Annotated in this window: 21 protein-coding genes and 1 pseudogene; 11 read left to right on the top strand and 11 right to left on the bottom strand. The window is 72.8% G+C overall.

The window, feature by feature from the left end; translation table 11 throughout:
• From C3489_RS21285 to C3489_RS21275, 3 genes and pseudogenes are all read left to right on the top strand, one after another.
• Positions 1 to 227, top strand: a pseudogene (locus tag C3489_RS21285) (CoA transferase); the annotation flags it as partial.
• Entirely contained in the window at positions 224 to 1438 is a 1215-nt protein-coding gene (locus C3489_RS21280) for an acetyl-CoA C-acetyltransferase (protein ID WP_103783605.1), read from the top strand. The pseudogene C3489_RS21285 and the gene C3489_RS21280, both read left to right, overlap by 4 nt.
• A gap of 44 nt (positions 1439 to 1482) precedes the next feature.
• Positions 1483 to 3663: a 3-hydroxyacyl-CoA dehydrogenase NAD-binding domain-containing protein gene (locus C3489_RS21275; protein ID WP_103783604.1), complete on the top strand. Its 2181-nt coding sequence runs from the start codon at positions 1483 to 1485 to the stop codon at positions 3661 to 3663.
• Positions 3664 to 3696: 33 nt separating this feature from the next.
• On the opposite strand, the gene C3489_RS21270 is transcribed toward C3489_RS21275, so the two are convergent.
• Positions 3697 to 4395: a MerR family transcriptional regulator gene (locus C3489_RS21270; protein ID WP_103783612.1), complete on the bottom strand. Its 699-nt coding sequence runs from the start codon at positions 4393 to 4395 to the stop codon at positions 3697 to 3699.
• A gap of 255 nt (positions 4396 to 4650) precedes the next feature.
• On the opposite strand from C3489_RS21270, the gene C3489_RS21260 reads away from it, so the two are divergent.
• Positions 4651 to 6117 (top strand): amino acid permease, encoded by a 1467-nt coding sequence (locus tag C3489_RS21260; RefSeq protein ID WP_103783602.1) that lies wholly within the window; start codon positions 4651 to 4653, stop codon positions 6115 to 6117.
• Positions 6118 to 6159: 42 nt separating this feature from the next.
• Positions 6160 to 6636: a macro domain-containing protein gene (locus C3489_RS21255; protein ID WP_103783601.1), complete on the top strand. Its 477-nt coding sequence runs from the start codon at positions 6160 to 6162 to the stop codon at positions 6634 to 6636.
• A 54-nt stretch (positions 6637 to 6690) separates the two neighbouring features.
• On the opposite strand, the gene C3489_RS21250 is transcribed toward C3489_RS21255, so the two are convergent.
• Entirely contained in the window at positions 6691 to 8184 is a 1494-nt protein-coding gene (locus C3489_RS21250; protein WP_103783600.1) for a M1 family metallopeptidase, read from the bottom strand.
• Positions 8185 to 8363: 179 nt separating this feature from the next.
• Here C3489_RS21250 and C3489_RS21245 point away from each other — a divergent pair, with 179 nt between their 5' ends.
• Positions 8364 to 10301 (top strand): Xaa-Pro dipeptidyl-peptidase, encoded by a 1938-nt coding sequence (locus tag C3489_RS21245; protein WP_103783599.1) that lies wholly within the window; start codon positions 8364 to 8366, stop codon positions 10299 to 10301.
• Positions 10302 to 10303: 2 nt separating this feature from the next.
• Here the strand turns inward: C3489_RS21245 and C3489_RS21240 are convergent, their stop codons facing one another.
• Entirely contained in the window at positions 10304 to 11257 is a 954-nt protein-coding gene (locus C3489_RS21240) for an FAD-dependent oxidoreductase (protein WP_103783598.1), read from the bottom strand.
• Between the two features lie 66 nt (positions 11258 to 11323).
• On the opposite strand from C3489_RS21240, the gene C3489_RS21235 reads away from it, so the two are divergent.
• Positions 11324 to 12331, top strand: a complete 1008-nt coding sequence (locus tag C3489_RS21235; protein ID WP_103783597.1) for an oxidoreductase — start codon at positions 11324 to 11326, stop codon at positions 12329 to 12331.
• A 49-nt stretch (positions 12332 to 12380) separates the two neighbouring features.
• Positions 12381 to 14018 (top strand): ABC-F family ATP-binding cassette domain-containing protein, encoded by a 1638-nt coding sequence (locus C3489_RS21230; protein WP_103783596.1) that lies wholly within the window; start codon positions 12381 to 12383, stop codon positions 14016 to 14018.
• Here the strand turns inward: C3489_RS21230 and C3489_RS21225 are convergent.
• The 5 genes from C3489_RS21225 to C3489_RS21210 form a co-directional block, all read right to left on the bottom strand.
• Entirely contained in the window at positions 14015 to 14593 is a 579-nt protein-coding gene (locus C3489_RS21225) for a DinB family protein (protein WP_103783595.1), read from the bottom strand. The two genes, C3489_RS21230 and C3489_RS21225, sit on opposite strands and share 4 nt — an antisense overlap.
• A gap of 40 nt (positions 14594 to 14633) precedes the next feature.
• Positions 14634 to 15206 (bottom strand): putative glycolipid-binding domain-containing protein, encoded by a 573-nt coding sequence (locus C3489_RS21220; protein ID WP_103783594.1) that lies wholly within the window; start codon positions 15204 to 15206, stop codon positions 14634 to 14636.
• A gap of 68 nt (positions 15207 to 15274) precedes the next feature.
• Positions 15275 to 17644 (bottom strand): Tex family protein, encoded by a 2370-nt coding sequence (locus C3489_RS21215; RefSeq protein WP_103783593.1) that lies wholly within the window; start codon positions 17642 to 17644, stop codon positions 15275 to 15277.
• A gap of 184 nt (positions 17645 to 17828) precedes the next feature.
• The gene (locus C3489_RS39480) at positions 17829 to 17960 is read right to left on the bottom strand and encodes an LPFR motif small protein (RefSeq protein ID WP_258054876.1); all 132 of its coding nucleotides are present in this window, start codon (positions 17958 to 17960) and stop codon (positions 17829 to 17831) included.
• A gap of 100 nt (positions 17961 to 18060) precedes the next feature.
• Positions 18061 to 18930, bottom strand: coding sequence for a hypothetical protein (locus tag C3489_RS21210; protein ID WP_103783592.1), 870 nt, complete (start codon positions 18928 to 18930; stop codon positions 18061 to 18063).
• Between the two features lie 136 nt (positions 18931 to 19066).
• Here C3489_RS21210 and C3489_RS21205 point away from each other — a divergent pair, with 136 nt between their 5' ends.
• Together C3489_RS21205 and C3489_RS21200 are read left to right on the top strand one after the other, a co-directional pair.
• A complete protein-coding gene (locus tag C3489_RS21205) occupies positions 19067 to 20026 on the top strand; it encodes a GlxA family transcriptional regulator (RefSeq protein WP_103783591.1) in 960 nt (319 codons plus the stop codon).
• 11 nt (positions 20027 to 20037) lie between these two features.
• Complete coding sequence (locus C3489_RS21200; RefSeq protein ID WP_103783590.1) at positions 20038 to 20673, top strand: DJ-1/PfpI family protein; 636 nt, start codon at positions 20038 to 20040, stop codon at positions 20671 to 20673.
• Between the two features lie 10 nt (positions 20674 to 20683).
• Here the strand turns inward: C3489_RS21200 and C3489_RS21195 are convergent, their stop codons facing one another.
• Complete coding sequence (locus C3489_RS21195; RefSeq protein ID WP_103783589.1) at positions 20684 to 21433, bottom strand: enoyl-CoA hydratase/isomerase family protein; 750 nt, start codon at positions 21431 to 21433, stop codon at positions 20684 to 20686.
• Positions 21434 to 21734: 301 nt separating this feature from the next.
• Here C3489_RS21195 and C3489_RS21190 point away from each other — a divergent pair, with 301 nt between their 5' ends.
• Positions 21735 to 22244, top strand: a complete 510-nt coding sequence (locus tag C3489_RS21190; protein WP_103783588.1) for an ATP-binding protein — start codon at positions 21735 to 21737, stop codon at positions 22242 to 22244.
• Between the two features lie 28 nt (positions 22245 to 22272).
• Here C3489_RS21190 and idi read toward each other — a convergent pair whose 3' ends face one another.
• Positions 22273 to 22869, bottom strand: a complete 597-nt coding sequence (idi, locus tag C3489_RS21185; RefSeq protein WP_103783587.1) for an isopentenyl-diphosphate Delta-isomerase — start codon at positions 22867 to 22869, stop codon at positions 22273 to 22275.
• A 212-nt stretch (positions 22870 to 23081) separates the two neighbouring features.
• Positions 23082 to 24032: a cation diffusion facilitator family transporter gene (locus tag C3489_RS21180; protein ID WP_103783586.1), complete on the bottom strand. Its 951-nt coding sequence runs from the start codon at positions 24030 to 24032 to the stop codon at positions 23082 to 23084.
• Positions 24033 to 24354 lie beyond the last annotated feature (322 nt).

Here is a 24354-nt window from a genome sequence, read left to right as displayed (position 1 = left end):
ACCCCCACCTCGCCGCCCGCGGCACCTTCACCGACCACGGCGGCATCACCCAGCCGGCCCCCGCGCCCCGCTTCTCCGTGACCCCGGCCACGATCCGCAGCGGCCCCGCGCAGCCCGGCGCCGACACCGAGGACGTGGCCCGCGACTGGGACGTGCCCGAACTGCTGCCCCCGCCTTCCTCCCGCCCTCAGCCTTCCACCGACCCTCAGCGAAAGGCCTCCTCGTGAGCACCGAAGCGTACGTGTACGACGCGATCCGCACCCCGCGCGGACGCGGCAAGGCCAACGGCTCCCTGCACGGCACCAAGCCCGTCGACCTGGTCGTCGGCCTCATCCACGAGATCCGCGCCCGCTTCCCCGGCCTGGACCCCGCGGCCGTCGACGACATCGTGCTCGGCGTGGTCGGCCCCGTCGGCGACCAGGGCTCCGACATCGCCCGTATCGCCGCGATCGCCGCCGGCCTGCCCGACACGGTCGCCGGCGTCCAGGAGAACCGCTTCTGTGCCTCGGGCCTTGAGGCGGTCAACCTGGCCGCCGCCAAGGTCCGTTCCGGCTGGGAGGACCTCGTCCTCGCGGGCGGTGTGGAGTCGATGTCCCGGGTGCCGATGGCCTCCGACGGCGGCGCCTGGTTCAACGACCCGATGACCAACCTCGCCACCAACTTCGTGCCGCAGGGCATCGGCGCCGACCTCATCGCCACCATCGAGGGCTTCTCCCGCCGGGACGTCGACGAGTACGCGGCCCTGTCCCAGGAGCGCGCGGCCACCGCCTGGAAGGAGGGCCGCTTCGAGCGCTCCGTCGTCCCCGTCAAGGACCGCAGCGGCCTGGTCGTCCTCGACCACGACGAGCACCTGCGCCCCGGCACCACCGCCGACTCCCTCGCGAAGCTCAAGCCGTCCTTCGCGGACATCGGCGAGCTGGGCGGCTTCGACGCGGTCGCGCTGCAGAAGTACCACTGGGTGGAGCAGATCGACCACGTCCACCACGCCGGCAACTCCTCCGGCATCGTCGACGGCGCCTCCCTCGTCGCCATCGGCTCCAAGGAGGTCGGCGAGCGCTACGGCCTCACCCCGCGCGCCCGCATCGTCTCCGCCGCCGTGTCCGGCTCCGAGCCCACCATCATGCTCACCGGCCCGGCCCCCGCCACCCGCAAGGCCCTCGCCAAGGCCGGGCTCACCATCGACGACATCGACCTCGTCGAGATCAACGAGGCGTTCGCGGCGGTCGTGCTGCGCTTCGTGAAGGACATGGGCCTGTCGCTGGACAAGGTCAACGTCAACGGCGGCGCCATCGCGCTGGGCCACCCGCTCGGCGCGACCGGCGCGATGATCCTCGGCACCCTCGTCGACGAACTGGAGCGCCAGGACAAGCGCTACGGCCTGGCCACGCTGTGCGTGGGCGGCGGCATGGGCATCGCCACCGTCGTCGAGCGCGTCTGACCCCCTCCCAACGGATCACCACGGACCATCACGGAGCAGCTTCCATGAGCACTGAGCCCACCACCATCCGCTGGGAACAGGACGACACCGGTGTCGTCACCCTCGTCCTCGACGACCCCAACCAGTCGGCCAACACCATGAACCAGGCGTTCCGCGACTCGCTCGCCGCGGTCGCCGACCGCCTGGAGGCCGAGAAGGACTCGATCCGCGGCGTCATCGTCACCTCCGCCAAGAAGACCTTCTTCGCCGGCGGCGACCTGCGCGACCTCATCCGGGTCACCCCCGAGACCGCGCAGGACCTCTTCGACGGCGGCATGGCCATCAAGCGCAACCTGCGCCGCATCGAGACCCTCGGCAAGCCGGTCGTCGCCGCGATCAACGGCGCGGCGCTCGGCGGCGGCTACGAGATCGCGCTGGCCTGCCACCACCGCGTCGCCCTGGACGCCCCCGGCTCCAAGATCGGCTGCCCGGAGGTCACCCTCGGCCTGCTGCCCGGAGGCGGCGGCGTCGTACGCACCGTCCGCCTGCTCGGCATCACCGACGCCCTGCTGAAGGTCCTGCTCCAGGGCACCCAGTACAACCCGCGCCGCGCCCTGGACAACGGCCTGGTGGACGAGGTCGTGGACAGCCGCGAGGAGCTGATCGCGCGGGCCCGCGCCTTCATCGACGCCCACCCCGAGTCGCAGCAGCCCTGGGACCGCCCCGGCTACCGCATCCCCGGCGGCACGCCGGCGAACCCGAAGTTCGCCGCCAACCTGCCCGCGTTCCCGGCCAACCTGCGCAAGCAGACAGGCGGCGCCCCCTACCCGGCGCCGCGCAACATCCTGGCCGCCGCCGTCGAGGGCGCCCAGGTCGACTTCGAGACCGCGCAGGTCATCGAAGCCCGCTACTTCGTGGAGCTGGCCGCGGGCCAGACCTCGAAGAACATGATCCAGGCGTTCTTCTTCGACCTCCAGGCCGTCAACTCCGGCGCCAACCGCCCCCAGGGCATCGAGCCGCGCCAGGTCCGCAAGATCGCCGTGCTCGGCGCCGGCATGATGGGCGCCGGCATCGCCTACTCCTGCGCCCGCGCGGGCATCGAGGTCGTCCTCAAGGACGTCGCCCTCGAAGCCGCGGTCAAGGGCAAGGGCTACTCCGAGAAGCTGTGCGCCAAGGCCGTCGCCAAGGGCCGCACCTCGCAGGAGAAGGCGGACGCGCTGCTCGCCCGCATCACGCCGACCGCCGACGTCGCCGACCTCGCGGGCTGCGACGCGGTCATCGAGGCCGTGTTCGAGGACACCGCGCTCAAGCACAAGGTGTTCCAGGAGATCGAGTCCGTCGTCGCGCCGGACGCGCTGCTGTGCTCCAACACCTCCACGCTGCCGATCACCACGCTCGCCGAGGGTGTGCAGCGGCAGACCGACTTCATCGGGCTGCACTTCTTCTCGCCGGTCGACAAGATGCCCCTGGTGGAGATCATCAAGGGCGAGCGCACCGGCGACGAGGCCCTCGCCCGCGCCTTCGACCTGGTACGGCAGATCAACAAGACGCCGATCGTCGTCAACGACTCGCGCGGCTTCTTCACCTCCCGCGTCATCGGCCACTTCATCAACGAGGGCGTGGCCATGGTCGGCGAGGGCATCGAGCCCGCGTCCGTCGAGCAGGCGGCGGCCCAGGCCGGCTACCCGGCCAAGGTGCTGTCCCTGATGGACGACCTGACGCTGACTCTGCCCCGCAAGATCCGGGGCGAGACGAAGCGGGCCGTGGAGGAGTCGGGCGGCACCTGGACGGCGCACCCGGCGGAGGCCGTCATCGACCGCATGGTCGACGAGTTCGGCCGCACCGGCCGCAGCGGCGGCGCCGGCTTCTACGAGTACGACGACAACGGCAAGCGGCTGCGGCTGTGGCCGGGCCTGCGCGAGCACTTCACCCGGCCCGGGCGGGAGATCCCGTTCCGCGACATGCAGGAGCGCATGCTGTTCTCCGAGGCGCTGGACACCGTCCGGCTGCTTCAGGAGGGCGTGCTCACCTCCGTCGCCGACGCCAACATCGGCTCGATCTTCGGCATCGGCTTCCCCGGCTGGACGGGTGGCGTGCTGCAGTACATCAACGGCTACGACGGCGGCCTGCCCGGCTTCGTGGCACGCGCGCGTGAGCTGGCCGAGCGCTACGGCGAGCGCTTCACCCCGCCGGCGCTGCTGGTGGAGAAGGCGGAGCGGGGCGAGACCTTCACCGACGGGCGCTGAGGCACCCGTACGGACGCGGGCCGAGGAGGAGCCTCACTCCTCGGCGCCGTCCAGCCACTCCCGCAGCTCCTCGCGCAGCGACCGCTGGAAGGTCGTGAGCAGGGCCTGCACCACCAGGGGGTGCATATGGGCGGACAGCGACTTCACGTCCTGCGGGCCGCGGTCGGCGACCGCGGCCCGCAGCAGCCCCGACAGCTCCCGCGCCGCCGCGCGGGAGTGCTCGATCAGCACGGTGCGGGCGGCGAGCACCGTCTCCTGGGACAGCGGTACGTCGAGCAGCTCCACGCCGAGGCGCAGCAGGCCGGCGTCGACGCGGAAGCCGCCGCCGTCCCGCGTGACGACGTCCATCGCCGTCAGCCGCCTCAGATCGTCCTCGCTCAGCGGGCGGCCCGCCCGCCGGTCGAGCTCCTCCCGGCTCACCGACTCCACCGTGTCCGGCGCCCAGGACGCCACCACCGCGCGGTGCATCGCGAGGTCCCGGGCGCTCAGGTCGGCCGGCAGCTGCCGCAGATACCGCTCGATGGCCGCGAGCGTCATGCCCTGCCGCTGCAGCTCCTCGATCAGCGCCAGGCGGGCCAGGTGACCGGCGCCGTAGCGGCCCACCCGGCGCGGGCCGAGGACGGGCGGCGGCAGCAGGCCCTTGGTGCTGTAGAAACGGACCGTCCGGACGGTGACGCCCGCGCGGGCGGCCAGCTCGTCGATGGTGAGGGTGGGCTCCTCGGTGGTCGTCATGTTCAGCAGTATCACTGTCTCATCGCTGCTGTGACACCACCCGTGCCATCACCCGTGGGGACGTCTTCGCTGGTGAACGAGTCGTGAACCCCATGTGAGAAGAACCGCTCTGTGACATGGACCATCGCATGAGAAGTGATCTCTCTGGGAAGCTGCTGCCTTGGTCTGTGCCGTGAGGGGGTGGTGCGGGCCGACCCACACGTACGAGTCCCGAGGGCAACCCCGCTCGGGCCGCACCAGAGAGTGGAACCACCCGTGAGCAAGGAAGCCGTGCACACGGCACAGGACGCCGCCCACCCCGCGGCGACCGCAGCGCCCGCGGACGCGGGCGACGCCGGTTACAGCAAGGATCTCAAGCACCGCCACGTCAACATGATCGCGATCGGCGGCGCGATCGGCACCGGCCTCTTCCTGGGCGCCGGCGGCCGGCTGCACAACGCGGGCCCCGCGCTCGCGCTGGCCTACCTCGTCTGCGGAGTCTTCGCCTTCTTCGTGGTCCGCGCCCTCGGCGAGCTGGTCCTCTACCGCCCGTCCTCCGGATCGTTCGTGTCGTACGCGCGCGAGTTCCTCGGCGAGAAGGGCGCGTACGTCGCCGGCTGGATGTACTTCCTGAACTGGTCGACGACCGGTATCGCGGACATCACCGCCATCGCGCTGTACACGCACTACTGGAGCATGTTCACGCCGATCCCGCAGTGGGTGCTGGCGCTGATCGCGCTCGCCGTGGTCCTCACCGTGAACCTCATCTCGGTGAAGATCTTCGGCGAGATGGAGTTCTGGTTCTCGATCGTCAAGGTGGCCACGCTGGTCGCCTTCATGCTCGTCGGCATCTTCCTGCTGGCCACGCACCACGAGGTGGGCGGCCAGACGCCGGGCATGAACGTGATCACCGACCACGGCGGTGTCTTCCCGCACGGTGTGATGCCGGTCGTGCTGGTCATGCAGGGCGTGATCTTCGCGTACGCCGCGCTGGAACTGGTCGGCGTCGCCGCCGGTGAGACCGCGGAGCCGGAGAAGGTCGTGCCGCGTGCCGTGAACTCGATCATGTGGCGGGTCGGTCTCTTCTACTGCGGCTCGGTCATCCTGCTCGCGCTGCTGCTGCCGGGCTCGGTGTACTCCGCCGACGAGAGCCCCTTCGTGACCGTGCTGTCGAAGATCGGCGTCCAGGGCGCCGGCGACGTGATGAACCTGGTCGTCCTCACCGCGGCCATGTCCTCGCTGAACTCCGGCCTGTACTCCACCGGCCGCATCCTGCGCTCCATGGCGATGGCCGGCTCCGCGCCCAAGTTCACCCGCGTCATGAGCCGCAGCCAGGTGCCCTACGGCGGCATCCTGCTGACCTGCGGGATCTGCGTGCTCGGCGTCGGGCTGAACTACCTGGTGCCCAGCCAGGCCTTCGAGATCGTGCTGAACGTGGCCTCCCTCGGCATCATCAGCACCTGGGTGATCATCATGGTCTGCCACCTGGTGTTCGTCCGCCGGGCGAAGGCGGGCCTGGTCACCCGGCCGCACTTCCGCCTGCCGGGCAGCCCCGTCACCGAGATCGCCACGGTCGCGTTCCTGCTGGCCTGCCTCGGCATGATGTGGAACGACCCGGAGGTCGGCCGCAAGACGCTGCTGCTGATCCCGGTGATCGCCGTCCTGCTGGTCGCCGGCTGGTTCGGCGTCCGCCGCCGGGTCGCCGAGAACACCGACCGCGAGCTGACCGACCTCACGAAGTAGCAGACCGGGGCCACTGTCAGTGGCACCGCCTACGGTGGCGTCATGTCGGAGATCACGTATGTCCGGGGTGACGCCACCGCGCCGTTCGGCCAGGGCGTCAAGGTGATCGCCCATGTCTGCAACGACATCGGGGGCTGGGGGAAGGGGTTCGTCCTGGCCCTCTCGCGCCGCTGGCCGGAGCCCGAGAGGGCCTACCGCGCCTGGCACCGCGACCGCGCGGCGAACGACTTCGGGCTGGGCGCCGCCCAGTTCGTCCAGGTCGAGCGGTACATCTGGGTCGCCAACATGATCGGCCAGCGCGGCACTCGCACCGGCAGCAACGGTGTCCCGGTCCGCTACGAGGCCATCGACACCGCCCTGGCCCGGCTGGCGGACAAGGCGCTCGACCTCGGCGCCTCGGTGCACATGCCGCGCATCGGCTGCGGTCTCGCCGGCGGCAAGTGGTCCCGCGTGGAGCCCCTGCTCACCGAGCGCCTGGTGCGGCGGGGGATACCCGTGACCGTGTACGACCACGGGTGAGCACCCGGACGTGCCCCGGCCGGTGCGCAGACCCGCGCCGGCCGGGGCCCGGTGTCAGTGCCCGTGCACCTCGTTCGTGGCCGCGATCTTCTTCCAGGACCTCGGCTGGGCCGGGGTCGCCGTCGTGCGGGTGAGGGACTTCGTGCGGGCCGACGGGGTGGCCGGCTTGGCCGGCTCGTACAGCCAGGTGTCGAACAGGGCCGCGAGCGGCTTGCCGGACACCTGCTCGGCGTAGCGCTGGAAGTCGGCCACCGACGCGTTGCCGTACGCGTACCGCTGCGGCCAGCCCTTCAGGATCGCGAAGAACGCGTCGTCACCGATCTCGTTGCGCAGGGCCTGGATGGCCAGCGCGCCCCGGTCGTAGACCGCGATGTCGAACTGGTTGTCCGGCCCCGGGTCACCCGGCTTCACCGTCCAGAAGGCGTCGTCGGCCGGGTGCGAGGCGTACACGTAGTCCGCGAGCTCCTGCGCCGTGCCCTCGCCCTCGTGCTCCGACCACAGCCACTGCGCGTAGCGCGCGAAGCCCTCGTTGATCCAGATGTCCTTCCAGCTCTTGAGCGACACGCTGTCGCCCCACCACTGGTGGGCCAGTTCGTGCACGACCACCGAGGTGTTGGAGCCGTTCGCGAACTGCCGCGGGCTGTAGTAGACGCGGGTCTGGTTCTCCAGCGCGTACCCGGTCGTCGTGTTGGGCACGTAGCCGCCCGCCGACGAGAACGGGTACGGGCCGAAGAAGCCGCTCAGCCAGTCGACGATCTCCCCGGTGCGCTCCACGCTCGCCCGCGCCGCCCCGTCGTTGTCGCCGAGGTCCTTGCTGTAGGCGTTGATGACGGGCACACCGCCCTCGGAGGTCGAGGTCGTCACGTCGAACCTGCCGAGCGCGAGCGTGGCCAGATACGTCGTCTGCGGCTTGTTCTGCCGCCAGTTGAAGCGAGTCCAGCCGAGCTTGGAACTCGTGGACTGCAGCGTGCCGTTGGACAGGGCCTGCGTCCCGTCCGGCACCAGCACCGACACGTCGTAGGTGGCCTTGTCCAGCGGATGGTCGTTGCTGGGGAACCACCACCAGGCCGCTTCCGGCTCGTTCGCCGCGATGCCGCCGTCCGGGGTGCGGTGCCAGCTGGTGAAGCCGTACGCCTTCTTCGAGGACGGCACCCCGCTGTAGCGCACCACGACGGTGACCGCCGTCCCCTTCGCCAGCGGTGTCCTCGGCGTGACGACCAGCTCGTGCTCGCCTGACGTCGTGAAGGACGCCTTGGCCCCGTTGACCCGGACCTCGCTCACGTCGAGCAGGAAGTCCAGGTCGAACCGCGACAGATCCTGCGTGGTCCGCGCCAGTATCGTCGCCGTGCCCTCCAGCTCGTCGGTGGCCGGCTGGTACTTCAGGCGCAGGTCGTAGTGGGAGACGTCGTATCCGCCGTTGCCGTAGGCCGGGTAGTAGGGGTCGCCGATGCCCGGGGCGCCGGGGGAGTAGCTCGCCGCCGAGGCCGGGATCGCCAGCAGGACGGAGGCGGCGGCAAGAGCGCCCGGCGCGATGATTCTGCGGTGCACGAAAGCTCCAAGTCGTAGGGGACCGAAGTCTGTTCGGAGCCTATTGAGTCCCTCGGCCCCCGGTCATGTCCATGGCCCCTGCTGTCACACGATCGCCATTCAGCCGTCATGAGTGAAACCGCACGACACTCCTCACGCGCCCTCTTCTGCACGGGAGTTGACCGATGTAACGTCCGCGCATGCCGACACGCATGCGCTTCACGACCTGGAGAACGCTGGTGGCAGCCGCGGTCGCCGCACTGGCGGCCGCGTTGCTCACCCCGGCCGCCGCACACGGCACCCCGCGCGAGAGCCGGCCCGTCTACTCGTACGAGCACGCCATCCGCGAGGCCGTCTGGGTGGACACCGGACTCGACGGCGACGGCGACGGCCGCACCGACCGCGTCGCCGCCGACATCGTCCGGCCGGGCGAACCGGCCGCCCACGGCCGCAAGGTGCCCGTCATCATGGACGCCAGCCCCTACTACTCCTGCTGCGGCCGCGGCAACGAGAGCCAGAAGAAGACCTACGACGCGCACGGCAACGTCGTACGGATGCCGCTGTTCTACGACAACTACTTCGTCCCGCGCGGCTACGCCGTCGTCGGCGTCGACCTCGCCGGCACCAACCGCTCCGACGGCTGCGTCGACGCCGGCGGCCGCTCCGACGTCCTGTCCGCCAAGGCCGTCGTCGACTGGCTGAACGGCCGCGCGAAGGCCTACACCTCCCGCACCGGCAACACCCCCGTCAAGGCGGGCTGGACCGACGGCCGCACCGGCATGATCGGCAAGAGCTGGGACGGCACCATCGCCAACGGCGTCGCCGCGACCGGCGTCAAGGGCCTCAAGACCATCGTCCCGATCAGCGCGATCTCCTCCTGGTACGACTACTACTTCCAGCAGGGCGCCCCGCTGTACGACTCCGGCCCCGAGTGGCTGTCCGACTACGTCGACAGCCCCGACGCCCGCGCCAAGTGCGCCGCCGTCCAGCGGAAGCTGACCGACGGGGCACCGCGCACCGGCGACTGGACCGCGCTGTGGACCGAACGCGACTACGTCAAGGACGCGGACGAGGTCCGCGCCAGCGTCTTCCTCGTGCACGGCATGCAGGACCTCAACGTGCGCACCAAGCACCTCGGCCAGTGGTGGGACGCCCTCGCGAAGAACCGCGTGCGGCGCAAGATCTGGCTCTCCCAGACCGGGCACGTCGACCCCTTCGACTTCCGCCGCGGCGCCTGGGTGGACACCCTGCACCGCTGGTTCGACCACGAACTCCTCGGCTACGACAACGGCATCGACCGCGAGCCGATGGCCGACGTCGAACGCGGCCCGGACCAGTGGGTCACCTCCCGGGTGTGGCCCCCGAGCGGCACCCGGCCCACCACCCTGCGCCCCGCCCCGGGCGACCGGCCCGGCGTCGGCACCCTGGGCCCGCGCCCGGCCACCGGCACCGAGACCTTCACCGACGACCCGCGGCACAGCGAGACCGACTGGGCCGCGAACCTCGACCGGCCGACCCCCGACAAGGCCGGCTTCAGCACCGCGCCGCTCATCCGCGACCTGCGCCTGGCCGGCTCCTCGAAGGTCACCGTGACCGCCACCCCGACCACCGCCACGGCCCATCTGTCGGCCGTCCTCGTCGACGTCGGCCCCGCCACCATTCGGGACTACGCCGACGCCGCCGAGGGCATCACCACCCTCACCGACCGCACCTGCTGGGGCGCCAGCAGCGCCGGTGACAGCGCCTGCTTCAAGGAGACGAAGGCCCGGACCACCGACGTCGGCTACACGGTGATCAGCCGCGGCTGGGCCGACCTCGGCACCTGGGCGCACCCCGGCAAGGGCACGCCGCTCACCCCGGGCCGGGCGTACACGATCACCGTCGACCTGGCGGCCACCGACCACGTCGTACCGAAGGGGCACCGGCTGGCGCTGATCGTGGCCGGCACGGACAAGGACCTCATCGATCCCCCGTCCACCACCCCGACCCTCACCCTCGACCTGTCCCGGACCTCCGCCCGCCTGCCGCTGGTCGGCGGCGCCGGCGCCCTCGCCACCGCGGGAGCGGCCACGCCGGCCCCGCACCCGGCGACCCCGGCGGGCGTGCACCCGCCCCGCAGCGCATCCCGCGTCCCCTGACGTCAGCAGGGGGCGGCCAGGGCGGCCGCCTCCTGGGCGCAGCCCCACGCCACGGTGACGCCCGCGCCGCCGTGCCCGTAGTTGTGCACCAGCACCCGCCCGCCCGGCAGCGGTTCGCGCTCCAGCCGGACCGCGTCCCGGGCGGGCCGCAGACCCACCCGGTGCTCCAGCACCCGCGCCCCGGCCACCTCCGGCCGCAGCGCCGCGCACCGCCGCACGATCGCCTCGGCGATCGCCGGATCGGGCTCGGTGGACCAGTCGCCCTCCTGCGCGGTCCCGCCCAGCAGCAACCGGTCCGGGTGCGGCAGCAGATAGGTGGCCTCCTCGCCCACCGTGCCGGCGACGAGCCAGGTGCGCACCCCGGGGTTCTCCACCACGACCAGCTGCCCCCGCACCGGCCGCAGCGCCGGATCGGGCACCAGCCGGCGGGCGCCCAGGCCGGTGCAGTTCACCACGACCGGGGCCGGCACCTCGGCCAGCGCGGACACCGTGCGCTCCTCCACCACCCCGCCCGCCGCCTCCAACCGCTGCCGCAGCCACGGCAGATGCACCGCCATGTCGACCAGCGGCAGCCGCGCCCACACCCCCGTCCCGGCGTACTCCTCGCGCGTCGACGCCCGCAGCCCCGGCAGCCGCGCGGCCGCCCACCCGGCGACCTCGTCCAGCTCCGCGCCCCCCAGTACCCCTTCGACCATCCGTACGCCGGTCTGCGGCGCCCGGTCCGCCAGCTCCTCGTACACCTCCAGCGACCGCAGCGCCCACGACCGCGCCGACGCCACCGGCCGGATGTGGTACGGCCACCACAGCGCACCGGCGACCGCCGAGGTCGTCCGCTCCGCGGGCTCCCGCGTCCACACCCGCACCCGTCGGCCCCGCTCGGCGAGGACCACGGCGGTCGTCAGTCCCACGACCCCGCCCCCGACCACGATCACGTCGTCCCTCAGTTCGGTTCGCATCCTGGGACGGTAACGGAATGTGTCATGCCGCGCTCACATCGGTGAGGACGCGGGAATACTCACAGCATGTCTGCCGCGTACGCGACCTTCGGCCTGGCCCCGGCCACCCGCGCGGGCGCCGTCCTCGCCGACGGCGGCTACCAGGTGCACCGGGACTTCCTCGACTTCGTCGTCGACGGCCGCCCGCTGCTGTTCGAGCTGTCCGACCTGGACGCCGTGTCCCCGCTCGCCTCCGACGTGCCGCCCGCCATCCTCACCGAGCAGGCGCGCGGCCTGCTGGGGGAGGCCGAACCGCCGCTGCCCGGCGGACGGTACGTCATCTACGGCTGTCCCGAGTGCGCCGACCTGGCCTGCGGGGCGGTCACCGCCGTCATCGAACGCGACGGCGACGACTACGTCTGGCGGGACTTCGCCTGGCAGACCCGCGAGGACGTCGACCTGGAGCGCGACGGCTACCGCGGCATAGGGCCGTTCCGGTTCCGCGGCGAGGAGTACCGGGCGGCACTGGCCGCGCTGCCGGACGCCGGCCGCCGCCGGGTGCTGCTCATCGGGGCTCGCGTCGCCCTGCTCGCCAAGCTCGCCGCCGCGCTGCGCACCATCGGTGTCGGCGCCGACATCGCCCACGACGCGCACGGCGTCCCCGCCGAGGAACTGCGCGGCTACGGCGCCGTCGCCTTCGGCCGGGGTGTCGGCGAGGCCGAACGCGCCGCCGTGCGCCACGCCTTCGAGGCCGCCGGCATGCCGGTCGCCTTCGTCGACGCGCTCGCGCCGATCGTGCCGCTGCTCGTCGCGCAGATCGAGCACGCCCTCGACCGCAGCCCCGTCGAGCAGCGCCGGCTGACCCGGCTGACCGCCGCCCGCGGCGAGGCGGACGTGGAGGTCACCTCGCGGTGCCGGGTGCAGCTGACGGCCTACCGCCTGGACCGGCTCTCGCGCACCCACGCCCACGAGGTCTTCGACGGCGTCCTCGGACCCGGCAGCCACCGCATCCCGCTGGACGCCAGGGCGGTCAAGGGCGCGTCGTACGTCGTCGCCCGGACCTCGGGCAGCGTGCTGGTGGAGGTCATGCGCTGACCACCGGTGCGGGCCGCCGCCGGAGGCGGCCGTTAGGATCGGCGCCCTGATGACTGCCACCCTCGTCGCCAAGAACCTCGCCGCCGGACACGGCGACCGCTCCCTGTTCTCCGGACTCGACCTCGTCGTCGCGCCCGGCGATGTGATCGGGCTGGTCGGCGCCAACGGCGCGGGCAAGTCCACCTTGCTGCGTCTGCTCGCCGGGCTCCTCACGCCGGAGCAGGGCGAGCTGCGCCTGTCCCCGCCGACGGCCACCGTCGGCCATCTGCCGCAGGAGCCGGAGCGCCGGCCGGGGGAGAGCGTGCGGGAGTTCCTGGCCCGCCGCACCGGCGTCGCGGCCGCCCAGCGCGCCATGGACGAGGCCACGCAGGGCCTGGTCGACGGGGCGCCCGGCGCGGACGACGCCTACGCCGCGAGCCTGGAGCGCTGGCTCGCCCTCGGCGGCGCCGACCTCGACGAGCGCGCCGAGGAGGTCGCCGACTCCCTCGGCCTCGCCGTCGGACTGGACCAGCCGATGACGTCCCTGTCCGGCGGCCAGGCCGCCCGCGCCTCCCTCGCCTCGCTGCTGCTGTCGCGCTACGACGTCTTCCTCCTGGACGAGCCCACCAACGACCTCGACCTGGACGGCCTGGAGCGCCTGGAACGCTTCGTGAGCGGGCTGCGCGCGGCCACCGTCGTCGTCAGCCACGACCGGGAGTTCCTCACCCGCACGGTCACCAAGGTCCTCGAACTCGACCTCGCCCAGCAGCAGGTCAACCTCTTCGGCGGCGGCTACGACGCCTATCTGGAGGAGCGCGAGGTGGCCCGCCGGCACGCCCGCGACGACTACGAGGAGTACGCCGACAAGAAGGCCGCGCTGGAGGACCGGGCGCGCACCCAGCGCGCCTGGATGGACAAGGGCGTCAAGCACGCCCGGCGCAAGGCCGGCGACAACGACAAGATCGGCCGCAAGTTCCGCAGCGAGGCCAGCGAGAAGCAGGCCGCGAAGGCCCGGCAGACCCAGCGGCTGATCGAGCGGCTGGACGTCGTCGAGGAGCCGCGCAAGGAGTGGGAGCTGCGCATGGAGATCGCGGCGGCCCCGCGCTCCGGCGCGGTCGTCGCGAGCCTGCGGGACGCCGAGATCCGGCGCGGCGACTTCACCCTGGGCCCGGTCACCCTGCAGATCGACTGGGCGGACCGGGTGGCGGTCACCGGCGCCAACGGCGCGGGCAAGTCCACCCTCCTGGGCGCCCTGCTGGGCCGCATCCCGCTGGACGCCGGACACGCCGCGCTCGGCTCGGGTGTGCTGGTCGGCGAGGTCGACCAGGCACGGCGGCTGTTCCACGGCTCCGAGACCCTGCTGGACGCGTTCCGCGCGGCCGTCCCCGACACCGAGCCGGTCGAGATCCGCACCCTGCTGGCCAAGTTCGGCCTCAAGGCCGACCACGTGGTGCGCCCGGCGGCCACGCTCTCCCCGGGCGAGCGCACCCGGGCGGCCCTGGCGCTCCTCCAGGGCCGGGGCGTCAACCTCCTGGTGCTCGACGAGCCGACCAACCACCTGGACCTGCCGGCCATCGAGCAGCTGGAGTCCGCCCTCGACGCCTACCAGGGCACCCTGCTGCTGGTCACCCACGACCGGCGCATGCTGGACGCGGTCCACGTCACCCGCCGCCTGGAGGTGGCCGACGGCAAGGTGACGGAACGTTAGCGGTACAGGGCGGCCGCCTCCTCGGCCGCCCGTTCCACCCGGGCCAGGTGCCCGGGGTCGTGCGGTGCCAGGTTGGCGCCCTGCGCGCGCTGGCCGGCGGCGCCGTCGATCAGCTCCCGGACGATGTCGGCGTGCCCGGCGTGCCGGTGCGTCTCGGCGATCATGTGCGTGAGCACCCGGTGCAGGGTCAGCTCCACCCCGGGCCCGCCGGGCACCCGGCCCACCGCGTCCAGCGGCAGCGCCTCGATCGTGGCGTCCGCCTGGGACCAGGCCCGCCGGTAACCGGCGACGATCGACTCCCGGGACTCCTCGGGCCGGGCCCACAGGTCCGCGTCCGGTTCGGCGTCACCCGTGATCCACAGCGCCGGCGCGTCGAAGGGCCGGCCGAAGGTCGCGCCGAGGTACAGCGCCTCCGCGCCGGTCAGATGCTTCACCAGGCCCAGCAGATTGGTGCCGGTCGGGGTCAGCGGGCGGCGGACGTCGTACTCCGGCAGCCCGTCCAGTTTCCACAGCATCACCTCCCGGGCGTCCTGGAGGCAGCGGCGCAGGTCTTCCTTGGGATCGGATGCGGTCATACGGGCAGTCTGCCGCGGCGGCGATCTTCGCTCACCCGCTTTACCGCTGGGCGAGCCGCGTCGCCAGCTGCGGGTAGTGGACGACGAACCCGTCCGCGTCGATCTCCAGGTCGCTGCGGAAGGAGCCGGAGGCGTAGCGGACCCGGCCGCCACCGCCGGCGAGCCGGGCGAGGTGGGTGTACGTCTGCCGGGACGGCCGGACCACCAGACCCGGCACCGACACCCAGGCCATCAGGAACTCCTGCTCGCCCTGCGCCCGGTGCAGCGCGTGCCGCAGCACTGGCATGGTGTTGGTGAGCGGGCTGAGCCCGAGGTCGCAGTCGAGCGCGCCGGTCAGCTGGGGCAGCGGCTCCCCGTCGGCGCTCCAGCCGCCCCGGCCGTCGTGCCGCAGCTCCACCGTGCGGGTGCGGGCGGCGGTCTCGGCGGTCACCCGCAGCCGCCGGGTGACGAAGTCCTCCGCCGTCTCCAGCTCGTATGTGATCCAGTACGGCTCCGGGGTCGTGCCGACCGCCCGCCCCCGGGCGTGCAGGGCGCCCTGGCCGCAGTCGACCCACGCGGTCTCGTACCCCCCGCTCGCCGGCACGTCCCAGGTGAGCACACGGGAAGTGGTCATACGGCCACTGTACGAGCGCGCCCGGCTCCAGCTCCTGCGGAAGCGGAGCCGGGCGCCCCTCGTACGGCCTAGCGGCGGCCCTTGCTGTCGCCGCCCAGCAGGCCCGCGCGGCGCAGCGCGTCGGCCATGGCGCTGTTGGCCGGGGCCGGGGCCTGACGGCCGCCGCCCCCGCCGCCCCCGCGGCCCTGGCGCTGCTGCGGCGGGCGTCCGCCGCGCTGCCGGCCGCCCGGGGAACCGGCGGACTTCTCCTGCGGGGCCGCCTCGTCGTCGAGGCGCAGGGTGAGCGAGATCCGCTTGCGCGGGATGTCGACGTCGAGGACCTTCACCTTGACGATGTCGCCGGGCTTGACGACGTCGCGCGGGTCCTTGACGAACGTCTTCGACATCGCGGAGACGTGCACCAGGCCGTCCTGGTGGACACCGACGTCGACGAAGGCGCCGAAGGCCGCCACATTGGTGACGACGCCCTCCAGGATCATCCCGGAGCTCAGGTCGGAGATCTTCTCCACGCCCTCCTTGAAGGTGGCCGTCTTGAAGGCGGGCCGCGGGTCGCGGCCGGGCTTCTCCAGCTCCTTGAGGATGTCGGTCACGGTCGGCAGGCCGAAGGTGTCGTCCACGAACTCCTGCGGCCTGAGCGAGCGCAGCACCGAGGTGTTGCCGATCAGCGCCGCGACGTCCTGCCCGGTGCTCTTCACCATGCGGCGCACCACCGGGTAGGCCTCCGGGTGCACGCTGGAGGCGTCCAGCGGGTCGCTGCCGCCGCGGATGCGCAGGAAGCCCGCGCACTGCTCGTACGCCTTGGGACCGAGCCGCGGCACCTTCTTCAGCTCCGCGCGGGAGGTGAAGGGGCCGTTCGCGTCGCGGTGGGCGACGATGTTCTCGGCGAGCCCGGAGGTGATGCCGGAGACGCGGGCCAGCAGTGGCGCGGACGCGGTGTTGACGTCGACGCCGACGCCGTTCACACAGTCCTCCACGACCGCGTCAAGCGAGCGGGACAGCTTCACCTCGGACAGGTCGTGCTGGTACTGGCCGACGCCGATCGACTTCGGGTCGATCTTGACCAGTTCGGCCAGCGGGTCCTGCAGCCGGCGCGCGATGGAGACCGCGCCGCGCAGCGACACGTCCATGTCGGGCAGCTCCTGCGAGGCGAACGCCGACGCCGAGTACACGGAGGCGCCCGCCTCCGACACCATCACCTTGGTGAGGTTGAGCTCCGGGTGCTTGGCGATGAGTTCACCGGCGAGCTTGTCGGTCTCCCGGGAGGCCGTGCCGTTGCCGATGGCGATCAGTTCGACCGCGTGCTCCTTCGCGAGCCGGGCCAGCTTGGCGATGGCCTCGTCCCACCGGTTCGCCGGGACGTGCGGGTGGATGACGTCGGTGGCGACGACCTTGCCGGTGGCGTCGACGACGGCGACCTTGACGCCCGTACGGAAGCCGGGGTCCAGGCCGAGCGTCGCGCGCGTGCCCGCGGGGGCGGCGAGCAGCAGGTCGCGCAGGTTGGCGGCGAAGACGCCCACGGCCTCGTCCTCGGCGGCCGTGCGCAGCCGCAGCCGCAGGTCGATGCCGAGGTGGACCAGGAGGCGGGTGCGCCAGGCCCAGCGCACGGTGTCCGTCAGCCACTTGTCGGCCGGGCGGCCCCGGTCGGCGATCCCGAACCTCGCCGCGACGATGCCCTCGTACGAGGACGGGCCGTCCGTCGGCTCCTCCGGCTCCAGGACGAGGTCGAGGACCTCCTCCTTCTCGCCGCGCAGCATCGCCAGCACGCGGTGCGAGGGCAGTTCGGTGAACGGCTCGGCGAAGTCGAAGTAGTCGGCGAACTTGGCGCCCGCCTCCTCCTTGCCCTCCCGCACCTTCGCGACCAGCCGGCCGCGCACCCACATGCGCTCGCGCAGCTCGCCGATCAGGTCGGCGTCCTCGGAGAACCGCTCGGTGAGGATCGCCCGGGCGCCCTCCAGGGCGGCCTGCGGATCGGCGACGCCCTTGTCGGCGTCGACGAACGCCGCGGCGGCCGCGAGCGGCTCGACCGTCGGGTCGCCGAGCAGCCCCTCGGCCAGCGGCTCCAGACCGGCCTCACGGGCGATCTGCGCCTTGGTGCGCCGCTTGGGCTTGTAGGGCAGGTAGATGTCCTCCAGCCGCGCCTTGGTCTCGGCGCCGCGGATCCGCGCCTGAAGCTCGTCGGTGAGCTTGCCCTGCTCGCGCACCGACTCCAGGATCGCCGTACGACGCTCCTCCAGCTCCCGCAGATAGCGCAGCCGCTCCTCGATCGTGCGCAGCTGCGCGTCGTCGAGCATCTCGGTCGCTTCCTTGCGGTAGCGGGCGATGAAGGGCACCGTCGAACCGCCGTCGAGCAGCTCCACGGCGGCCTTGACCTGCCGCTCCCGTACGCCGAGCTCCTCGGCGATCCTGCCTTCGATGGACCCTGCGAGGGGTGTCGTCACGATCCCGTACCGCCTTCTCCACATCGGGTTGCGCGGCAATTGTGGCAGGCGGCGCCGATAAAGGGGTCAGGGCATGCCCGGGACCGGGGTGCGCGCCTCGACGAGTCGCGTGCGCGGGGCCGGGGCATGCCGACGGGGCGGCCACCGGTGTGGCCGCCCGTCCGCACCGGGCACGTCAGGTCACTCAGGCACCGTGCCCCCGGGCCGTCGACGATGCCCCGCCGAACAGGCGGGCCACCGCGCGGAACGGCAGGGTCACCACCGTCGCCACCGCCGAGCCGATCTGCCGCAGGACGTCTGCGATCGCGCGCAACACGTATGTCCCCTTCGTTCGTCCGACTTCCTGTCCCGGCCGGACGGCCGGGCTCGGGGAGCGGGTACCGCGCGGACGTGCGGCCATGCCCGGCCCGGTGCGCTCAGCCCTTGCCGATCAGGTCCGCCGGGAACGCCCCGGCGAGGGCGGCGGTGCGGGCGAAGCCGCCCGCCAGGTCGGTCAGCCGTGCCACGCCGTTCGCGCCGAGGTGCTCGTAGGGCGCCCGGTCCAGCCGGTCCGTCTCCGCCTCGACCTCCTCGCGCAGCGCCACGCCCCGCTCGGTCAGCTCCCCGGACGCGTCCAGCAGACCGCGTCCGCGCAGCCGCTCCTGGGCCGCGTTCCAGTCCTCCCGGGTCCAGCCGCGCGTGGTGAAGACCCAGGGCGGGGCCATGCCCTTGCCGGTCGCGGTGTGCGTCACCACGGCCTCCAGACCGTCCAGTTCGGCGGCGACCAGCACGGCGAGGTGTCCGTCGCCCCGGTGCTCGCGCAGCAGCGTCGCCGCGTGCCAGAACGCCAGGTGCGGCTCCTCGGGCACGGGCAGGTCGGCGTGGGCGGCGTACAGCGGCCGGCCGGCGCGGGAGCAGGCCTCGGCGGCCCGCAGCGCCAGCCGGGCCGCCTCGGCCATCCCGTCCGACGTCACGGCCTGATCGCCCAGCAGCCGGCGCAGGGCGGCGTCGACGGCACGCACGCGTGCCGCGAGCACGTCGGCCGGGGCGGCCGTCGCCCACACGGCGGGCACGTGCTGGGCGACCAGGTCGTACTTGTAGTTGTAGAAGGTGGCCGCGACCGTGCCCGGGCCCACCGGACCGAGCGCCGCCGAGCGCACGGCGAAGTTGACGGCCCGGGGGTGGGTGACCCCCAGCGCGCCCAGCTGGTGGCCGAGTTCGGGCGCGAAGTAGTGGGCGGCGTGCAGCGTGTTGAGGGCGTTGTGACAGCGGCGACCGGCACGCGGTGCGAGGACGGCAAGAGTCATGCCCCGGTACGTTACCGACCGGTCGGTATCGCGGCCAGTCCCCATGTCCTCCCGCACCGCCCTCGCCGCTCGTATGGCAGAAAAGGTGGGCAACTCGTCATTGCCGCCATCGTGCGGGCGCCGAAGAATCGTCGTCATGGCGCAGCGCACCGTTCTCTTCCTGCTCTTCGACGGCGTCCAGAGCCTCGACGTCACCGGCCCCCTGGAGGTCTTCGCCGGCGCCGAGCAACGCACCCCGGGCACCTACCGCCTGCGTACGGCGTCCCCCGGCGGCGCCCCGGTGCGCACCTCCAGCGGCCTGCTCCTCGTACCGGACGAGGCGCTGGAGGACGCGCCCGACCCGCACACCCTGCTCGTCCCCGGCGGACAGGGCACCCGCAGCCCCGAGCCCCGCCTGGTCGACTGGCTGCACCGGCACGGGCCACGGGCGACGCGGCTGGTCTCCGTGTGCACCGGCGCGATCCTGCTGGCCCGGGCCGGCCTGCTGGACGGACGCCGCGCCACCACGCACTGGGCGTACTGCGACAAGCTCGCCCGCGACCACCCGTCCGTCCAGGTCGACCCCGACCCCATCTACGTCCGCGACGGCCACGTACACACCTCCGCCGGGGTCACCTCCGGCATCGACCTCGCCCTGGCCCTCGTCGAGGAGGACCTCGGCCGGGACGCCGCGCTGGCCATCGCCCGCCATCTGGTGGTGTTCCTGCGCCGGCCCGGCAACCAGGCGCAGTTCAGCGCGCAGCTGGCCGCGCAGACCGCCTCCCGCGAACCCCTGCGCGAGGTGCAGCACTGGATCACCGACCACCCGGACGGCGACCTCGGCGTGGAGGCGCTCGCGGCCCGCGCCCGGCTGTCACCGCGTCACTTCACGCGCGCGTTCCAGGCCGAGACCGGCATGACACCGGGCCGGTACGTCGACCGGGTCCGCCTCGAACACGCCCGCCGGCTGCTGGAGGACACCGGCGGCGGCGTGGAGGAGATCGCCCGCGCCAGCGGCTACGGCACCCCGGAGGCCATGCGACGGGCCTTCGTCAAGGCCCTCGGCACCTCCCCGGCGGAGTACCGCCGCCGGTTCCGCCCCGTCACCACCCCGTGAAAGGGACCCACATGCAGATCGCCATGGTCGTCTACGACCGCTTCACCGCCCTCGACGTCGTCGGGCCCTACGAGATCCTCAGCCGCCTGCCGGACGTGCGGGTCGACTTCGTCGCCGAGCGGCCGGGCGCCGTCCGTGCCGACACCGGATTCCTCGCCCTGACCGCCGACCGGGCCCTGACGGAGGTGCCCACGCCCGACGTCGTCGTGGTGGCGGGCGGACCCGGCACGTTCGCCGAGGTGGAGAACGAGGCGCTGACCCGGTGGCTGCGCACGGCCGACGCCACCAGCACCTGGACGACCTCGGTGTGCTCCGGTTCGCTGCTGCTGGCCGCCGCCGGCCTGCTGCGCGGACGGCGCGCGACCAGCCACTGGGCCGCGCTGGACCGCTTGCGGCAGTACGGTGCCGAGCCCACCGGGCAGCGGGTGGTCTTCGACGGCAAGTACGTCACCGCCGCCGGCGTCTCCTCGGGCATCGACATGGCGCTCGCGCTGGTCGGCAGGATCGCCGGCGACGAGCACGCCCAGGCCGTGCAGCTGCTGACCGAGTACGACCCGCAGCCGCCCTACGACGCCGGGTCGCCCCTCAAGGCGCCGGCGCACCTCGTGGAGGAGTTCCGCGCCGCGAGCCGTTTCGCCCTGACGTAGGCCCCCGTGATCAGCCCGACACGGTCCACGTGAAGCGCGGCGCGCGGCGCTCCAGGAACGCGGCGACGCCCTCCGCGGTGTCGTCGCTGTCCCGCGCCTGCCGTGCCCAGTGGTCCTCGCGGTCCGTGCGGCCGTTCGCGAACTCCTTGGCCGCGGCCTGCGTGAGCTGCGAGCGGGCGGCCATGGTCCGGGTGAACTCGGCCACCCGCTTGTCCAGTTCGCCCTCGGGCAGCAGCTCGTCGACCAGGCCGGTGCGCAGCGCCCGCTCCGCGTCGATCAACTCCCCCGAGAACAGCAGGTACTTGGTGGTGGCCGGGCCGACCAGCGCGGCCAGCCGGCGGGTGGCGGAGGCCGGGTAGACGATCCCGAGCTTCGCGGGCGTCACCCCGAACAGCGCACCCGCCTCGGCGAACCGCAGATCGCAGGCGGCCGCGAGCTGGGCGCCGCCGCCCACGCAGTGGCCCCGCACCGCGGCCAGGGTCGGCTTGGGGAAGGCGGCCAGCGCCTCCTCGGCCAGCACGGCCAGGCGCTGCGCCTGTTCGGGGGAGCCCTGGAGCGTGGAGATGTCGGCGCCCGCGCAGAAGGTGCCGCCCTCGCCGGTCAGCACCAGCACGCGCACCCGCGGATCGGCGGCCAGGCCGTCCAGCAGCGGCGGCAGCGCCCGCCACATCGCCGCCGTCATGGCGTTGCGCTTGGCCGGATGGCGGATGACGACGGTGGCGACCGCGTCCGTGACGCTGTGCAGCAGCTCGGGCTCCATACGCCGGATGCTATCCGCGCCCTTCGGCCCGCCGGCCGGCCCCGGGCGGTGAGACGCCCCACGCACGCGCGGTGAGAGACGCCACGCGCCGCACGAGGAGGGCGGCAAACCCGTACAACCCGAAGAGTTCCGGAAGTCGGCACGAGCGGGACACGAGCAGTCCCACAACTGACCGTGTCATACGCATGCGGTCACGAACGCTCGATATACGCCGACTTCTGGTCAGGTGTGCGGGGCGGAGCGACGCGTTCTCAACACTCGACGTGTGGTGACAATCGAGCGCGAGGGTGGCGAGCGGACGATGGACGATCACGGGCGCGGGGCAGCCCCACGCCCAGCGGGCAGTACCGAGACCCCGCCCGGCCCCGGCAGACCCGGCCCGCTGCCGTACGAGGGCGTGTGGCGGTTCACCGCGCCCGCCGCCGACGCCTCGGTGCCGCAGGCCCGGCACGCCGTGCGGGACCTGCTGTACCGCCAGGGCGTCCCGGTCTCCCCGGACCTGATGCAGGGACTGCTGCTGATCGTCTCGGAGCTGGTGACCAACGCCGTCCGGCACGCGGCGCTGCTGTCGCCGATGCTCGCCGTGGAGGTGGCGGTCGGCGCCGAGTGGGTGCGGGTGTCCGTGGAGGACAACCACCCCTACCGGCCGACCGCCCTGGAGGCGGACCACGGGCAGCTCGGCGGGCGCGGGCTGCTGCTGGTCCGCGAGATCACCCGGGAGGCGTGCGGGGTGTGCGACGTCGAGCACACCGCGAGCGGCGGCAAGGTGATCTGGGCCGCCCTGCCGCTCACGCCCGCCCGGGTGCCGTAACGTTCCTCGACCCCGCCGCCTCCTGTTCTCACCAGCCGGCGGAGGGGCCCGTCAGCTCGCGGACCGCCGGACGCGCCGCGTCCAGCACGGTCATGAACCAGGCCGAGAACGTGTCCTTGGCATGCCGCTCGGCCAGCTCGGCCGGGGTCACGAAGGCCGTCGCGCCGACCTCCTCGGGGTCCGGGCGCAGCGGGGCCTGCACCAGCCCCACGAACAGATGGTTGTACTCCTGCTCCACCAGGCCCGAGGCCGGGTCCGGGTGGTTGTAGCGCACCGTGCCCGCCTCGGCCAGCAGCGACGGGGACACGCCCAGCTCCTCGAAGGTGCGCCGGGCGGCGGCGGCGAAGGGCGCCTCGCCCGGGTAGGGGTGGCCGCAGCACGTGTTGGACCACACGCCAGGGGAGTGGTACTTGCCCAGCGCCCGCTGCTGCAGCAGCAGCCGGCCGCGGTCGTCGAAGAGGAACACCGAGAACGCGCGGTGCAGCTGCCCGGGGGGCTGGTGGGCGGCGAGCTTCTCCTCGGTGCCGATCGTCACGCCGTTCTCGTCGACCAGCTCCAGCAAAATCGCGTCCGCGGTGCCGTTCGACGACGAGGTGTGCGTCGCGGTGGCAGGTGTGATCGGCATAACCGTCCTTCGCATCGTCCTACGGCCCCAGTCTGCCGCACGTGTCCGGCGCGACCGGCGCTTGGCGGCGTGCCCGCATGTCCCGCGCGCCGACGCGGACCGCGGCCGTCACCGCCCGGTCACCGGAAGGGGGGCCCGGTGGATGATGCTGCCCGCCGCGACGACCGCGGAACCGTCCTTTCCGGGTGAGCGGGGAGCGGCGGCGGGGGCGCTCAGTGACACAGCCTGGCCTCGTGCTCCGCGTGCCCGCCCGGCTCCAGCTGGAAGGTGCAGTGCTCGACGTCGAAGTGGCCGCCCAGGCACTCCTGCAGCTCGTGCAGCATCTTCTCGTGGCCGATGGCGCTGAGGACCTCGGTGCTGACCACGACGTGCGCGGACAGCACCGGCAGGCCCGAGGTGATCGTCCAGGCGTGCAGGTCGTGCACGTCCTCCACGCCCTCCAGCGCCAGGATGTGCGCCCGCACCTCCGCCATGTCGACGTCCTTGGGCGCCGACTCCAGCAGCACGTCCAGCGTCTCGCGCAGCAGCTTCACCGTCCGGGGGACGATCATCAGGCCGATGACCAGCGAGGCGATCGGGTCGGCGGCCTGCCAGCCGGTGAGCAGGATCACCCCCGCAGCGATGATCACCGCGACCGAGCCGAGGGCGTCCGCGGCGACCTCCAGGAAGGCGCCTCGCACGTTCAGGCTCTCCGACTGGCCGCGCATGAGCAGCACCAGCGAGACGCTGTTGGCGCACAGGCCCACCAGGCCGAAGGCGATGGTCAGGCCGCCCTCGGTCGCGGCCGGGGTGATGAAGCGCTGGATGGCCTCGACCAGCACATAGCCGCCCACGCCGAGCAGCAGCAGGCAGTTGGCGAGCGCGGCGAGGATCTCGGCGCGGGCGAGGCCGAAGGTGCGGCGCTCGCTCGCCGGCCGGGCGGCGAAGTGGATCGCCAGCAGGGCCATGCCGAGGCCGAGCGCGTCCGTCGCCATGTGCGCGGCGTCGGCGATCAGCGCGAGGGAGTTTGCCAGCAGGCCGCCGACGATCTCGACCACCATCACGCCGAGCGTGATCCCCAGCGCGGCCCGCAGCCGGCCGCGGTACGCGGCGGTCGCCGTCCCGCCGGTCACGCCGTGCGCGTGCCCGCCGTGACCGTGCGCGTGATCGTGCCCAGCCCCCATGAAAATCCTCCTGTGAACGCCCGGCACCCCAGTCAACTACGGGTGGGGGGTATCCGGCAACGCGGCACTGAACACCGTTGTCATGTGCCCTGACCTGCGTAAACGATGCGCAGGTCAGGAGGTTGCGGGGCCGGAGCGCAGTCGCGAGCCAAGAGAACGAGAGGAGAGAAGGGGCGGGGAGCGGCGGCGTCGGATGCGTCGGTCGTAATGTCCTCGATGCGCTGGTCTGTCGCCGGCGGTTTGTGGGCCGGCCCCCGGATCACCGATGATGATCGCGGCAAAGGCCGGTGCAGCCCGCGTCGAGCAGGTCGTTAACGGGCGG

Source organism: Streptomyces sp. Ru71, assembly GCF_002920535.1.
Taxonomy (GTDB): domain Bacteria; phylum Actinomycetota; class Actinomycetes; order Streptomycetales; family Streptomycetaceae; genus Streptomyces.
Note: the sequence above shows the minus strand (reverse complement) of the source record. Positions and strands in the feature narration are given on the sequence as shown.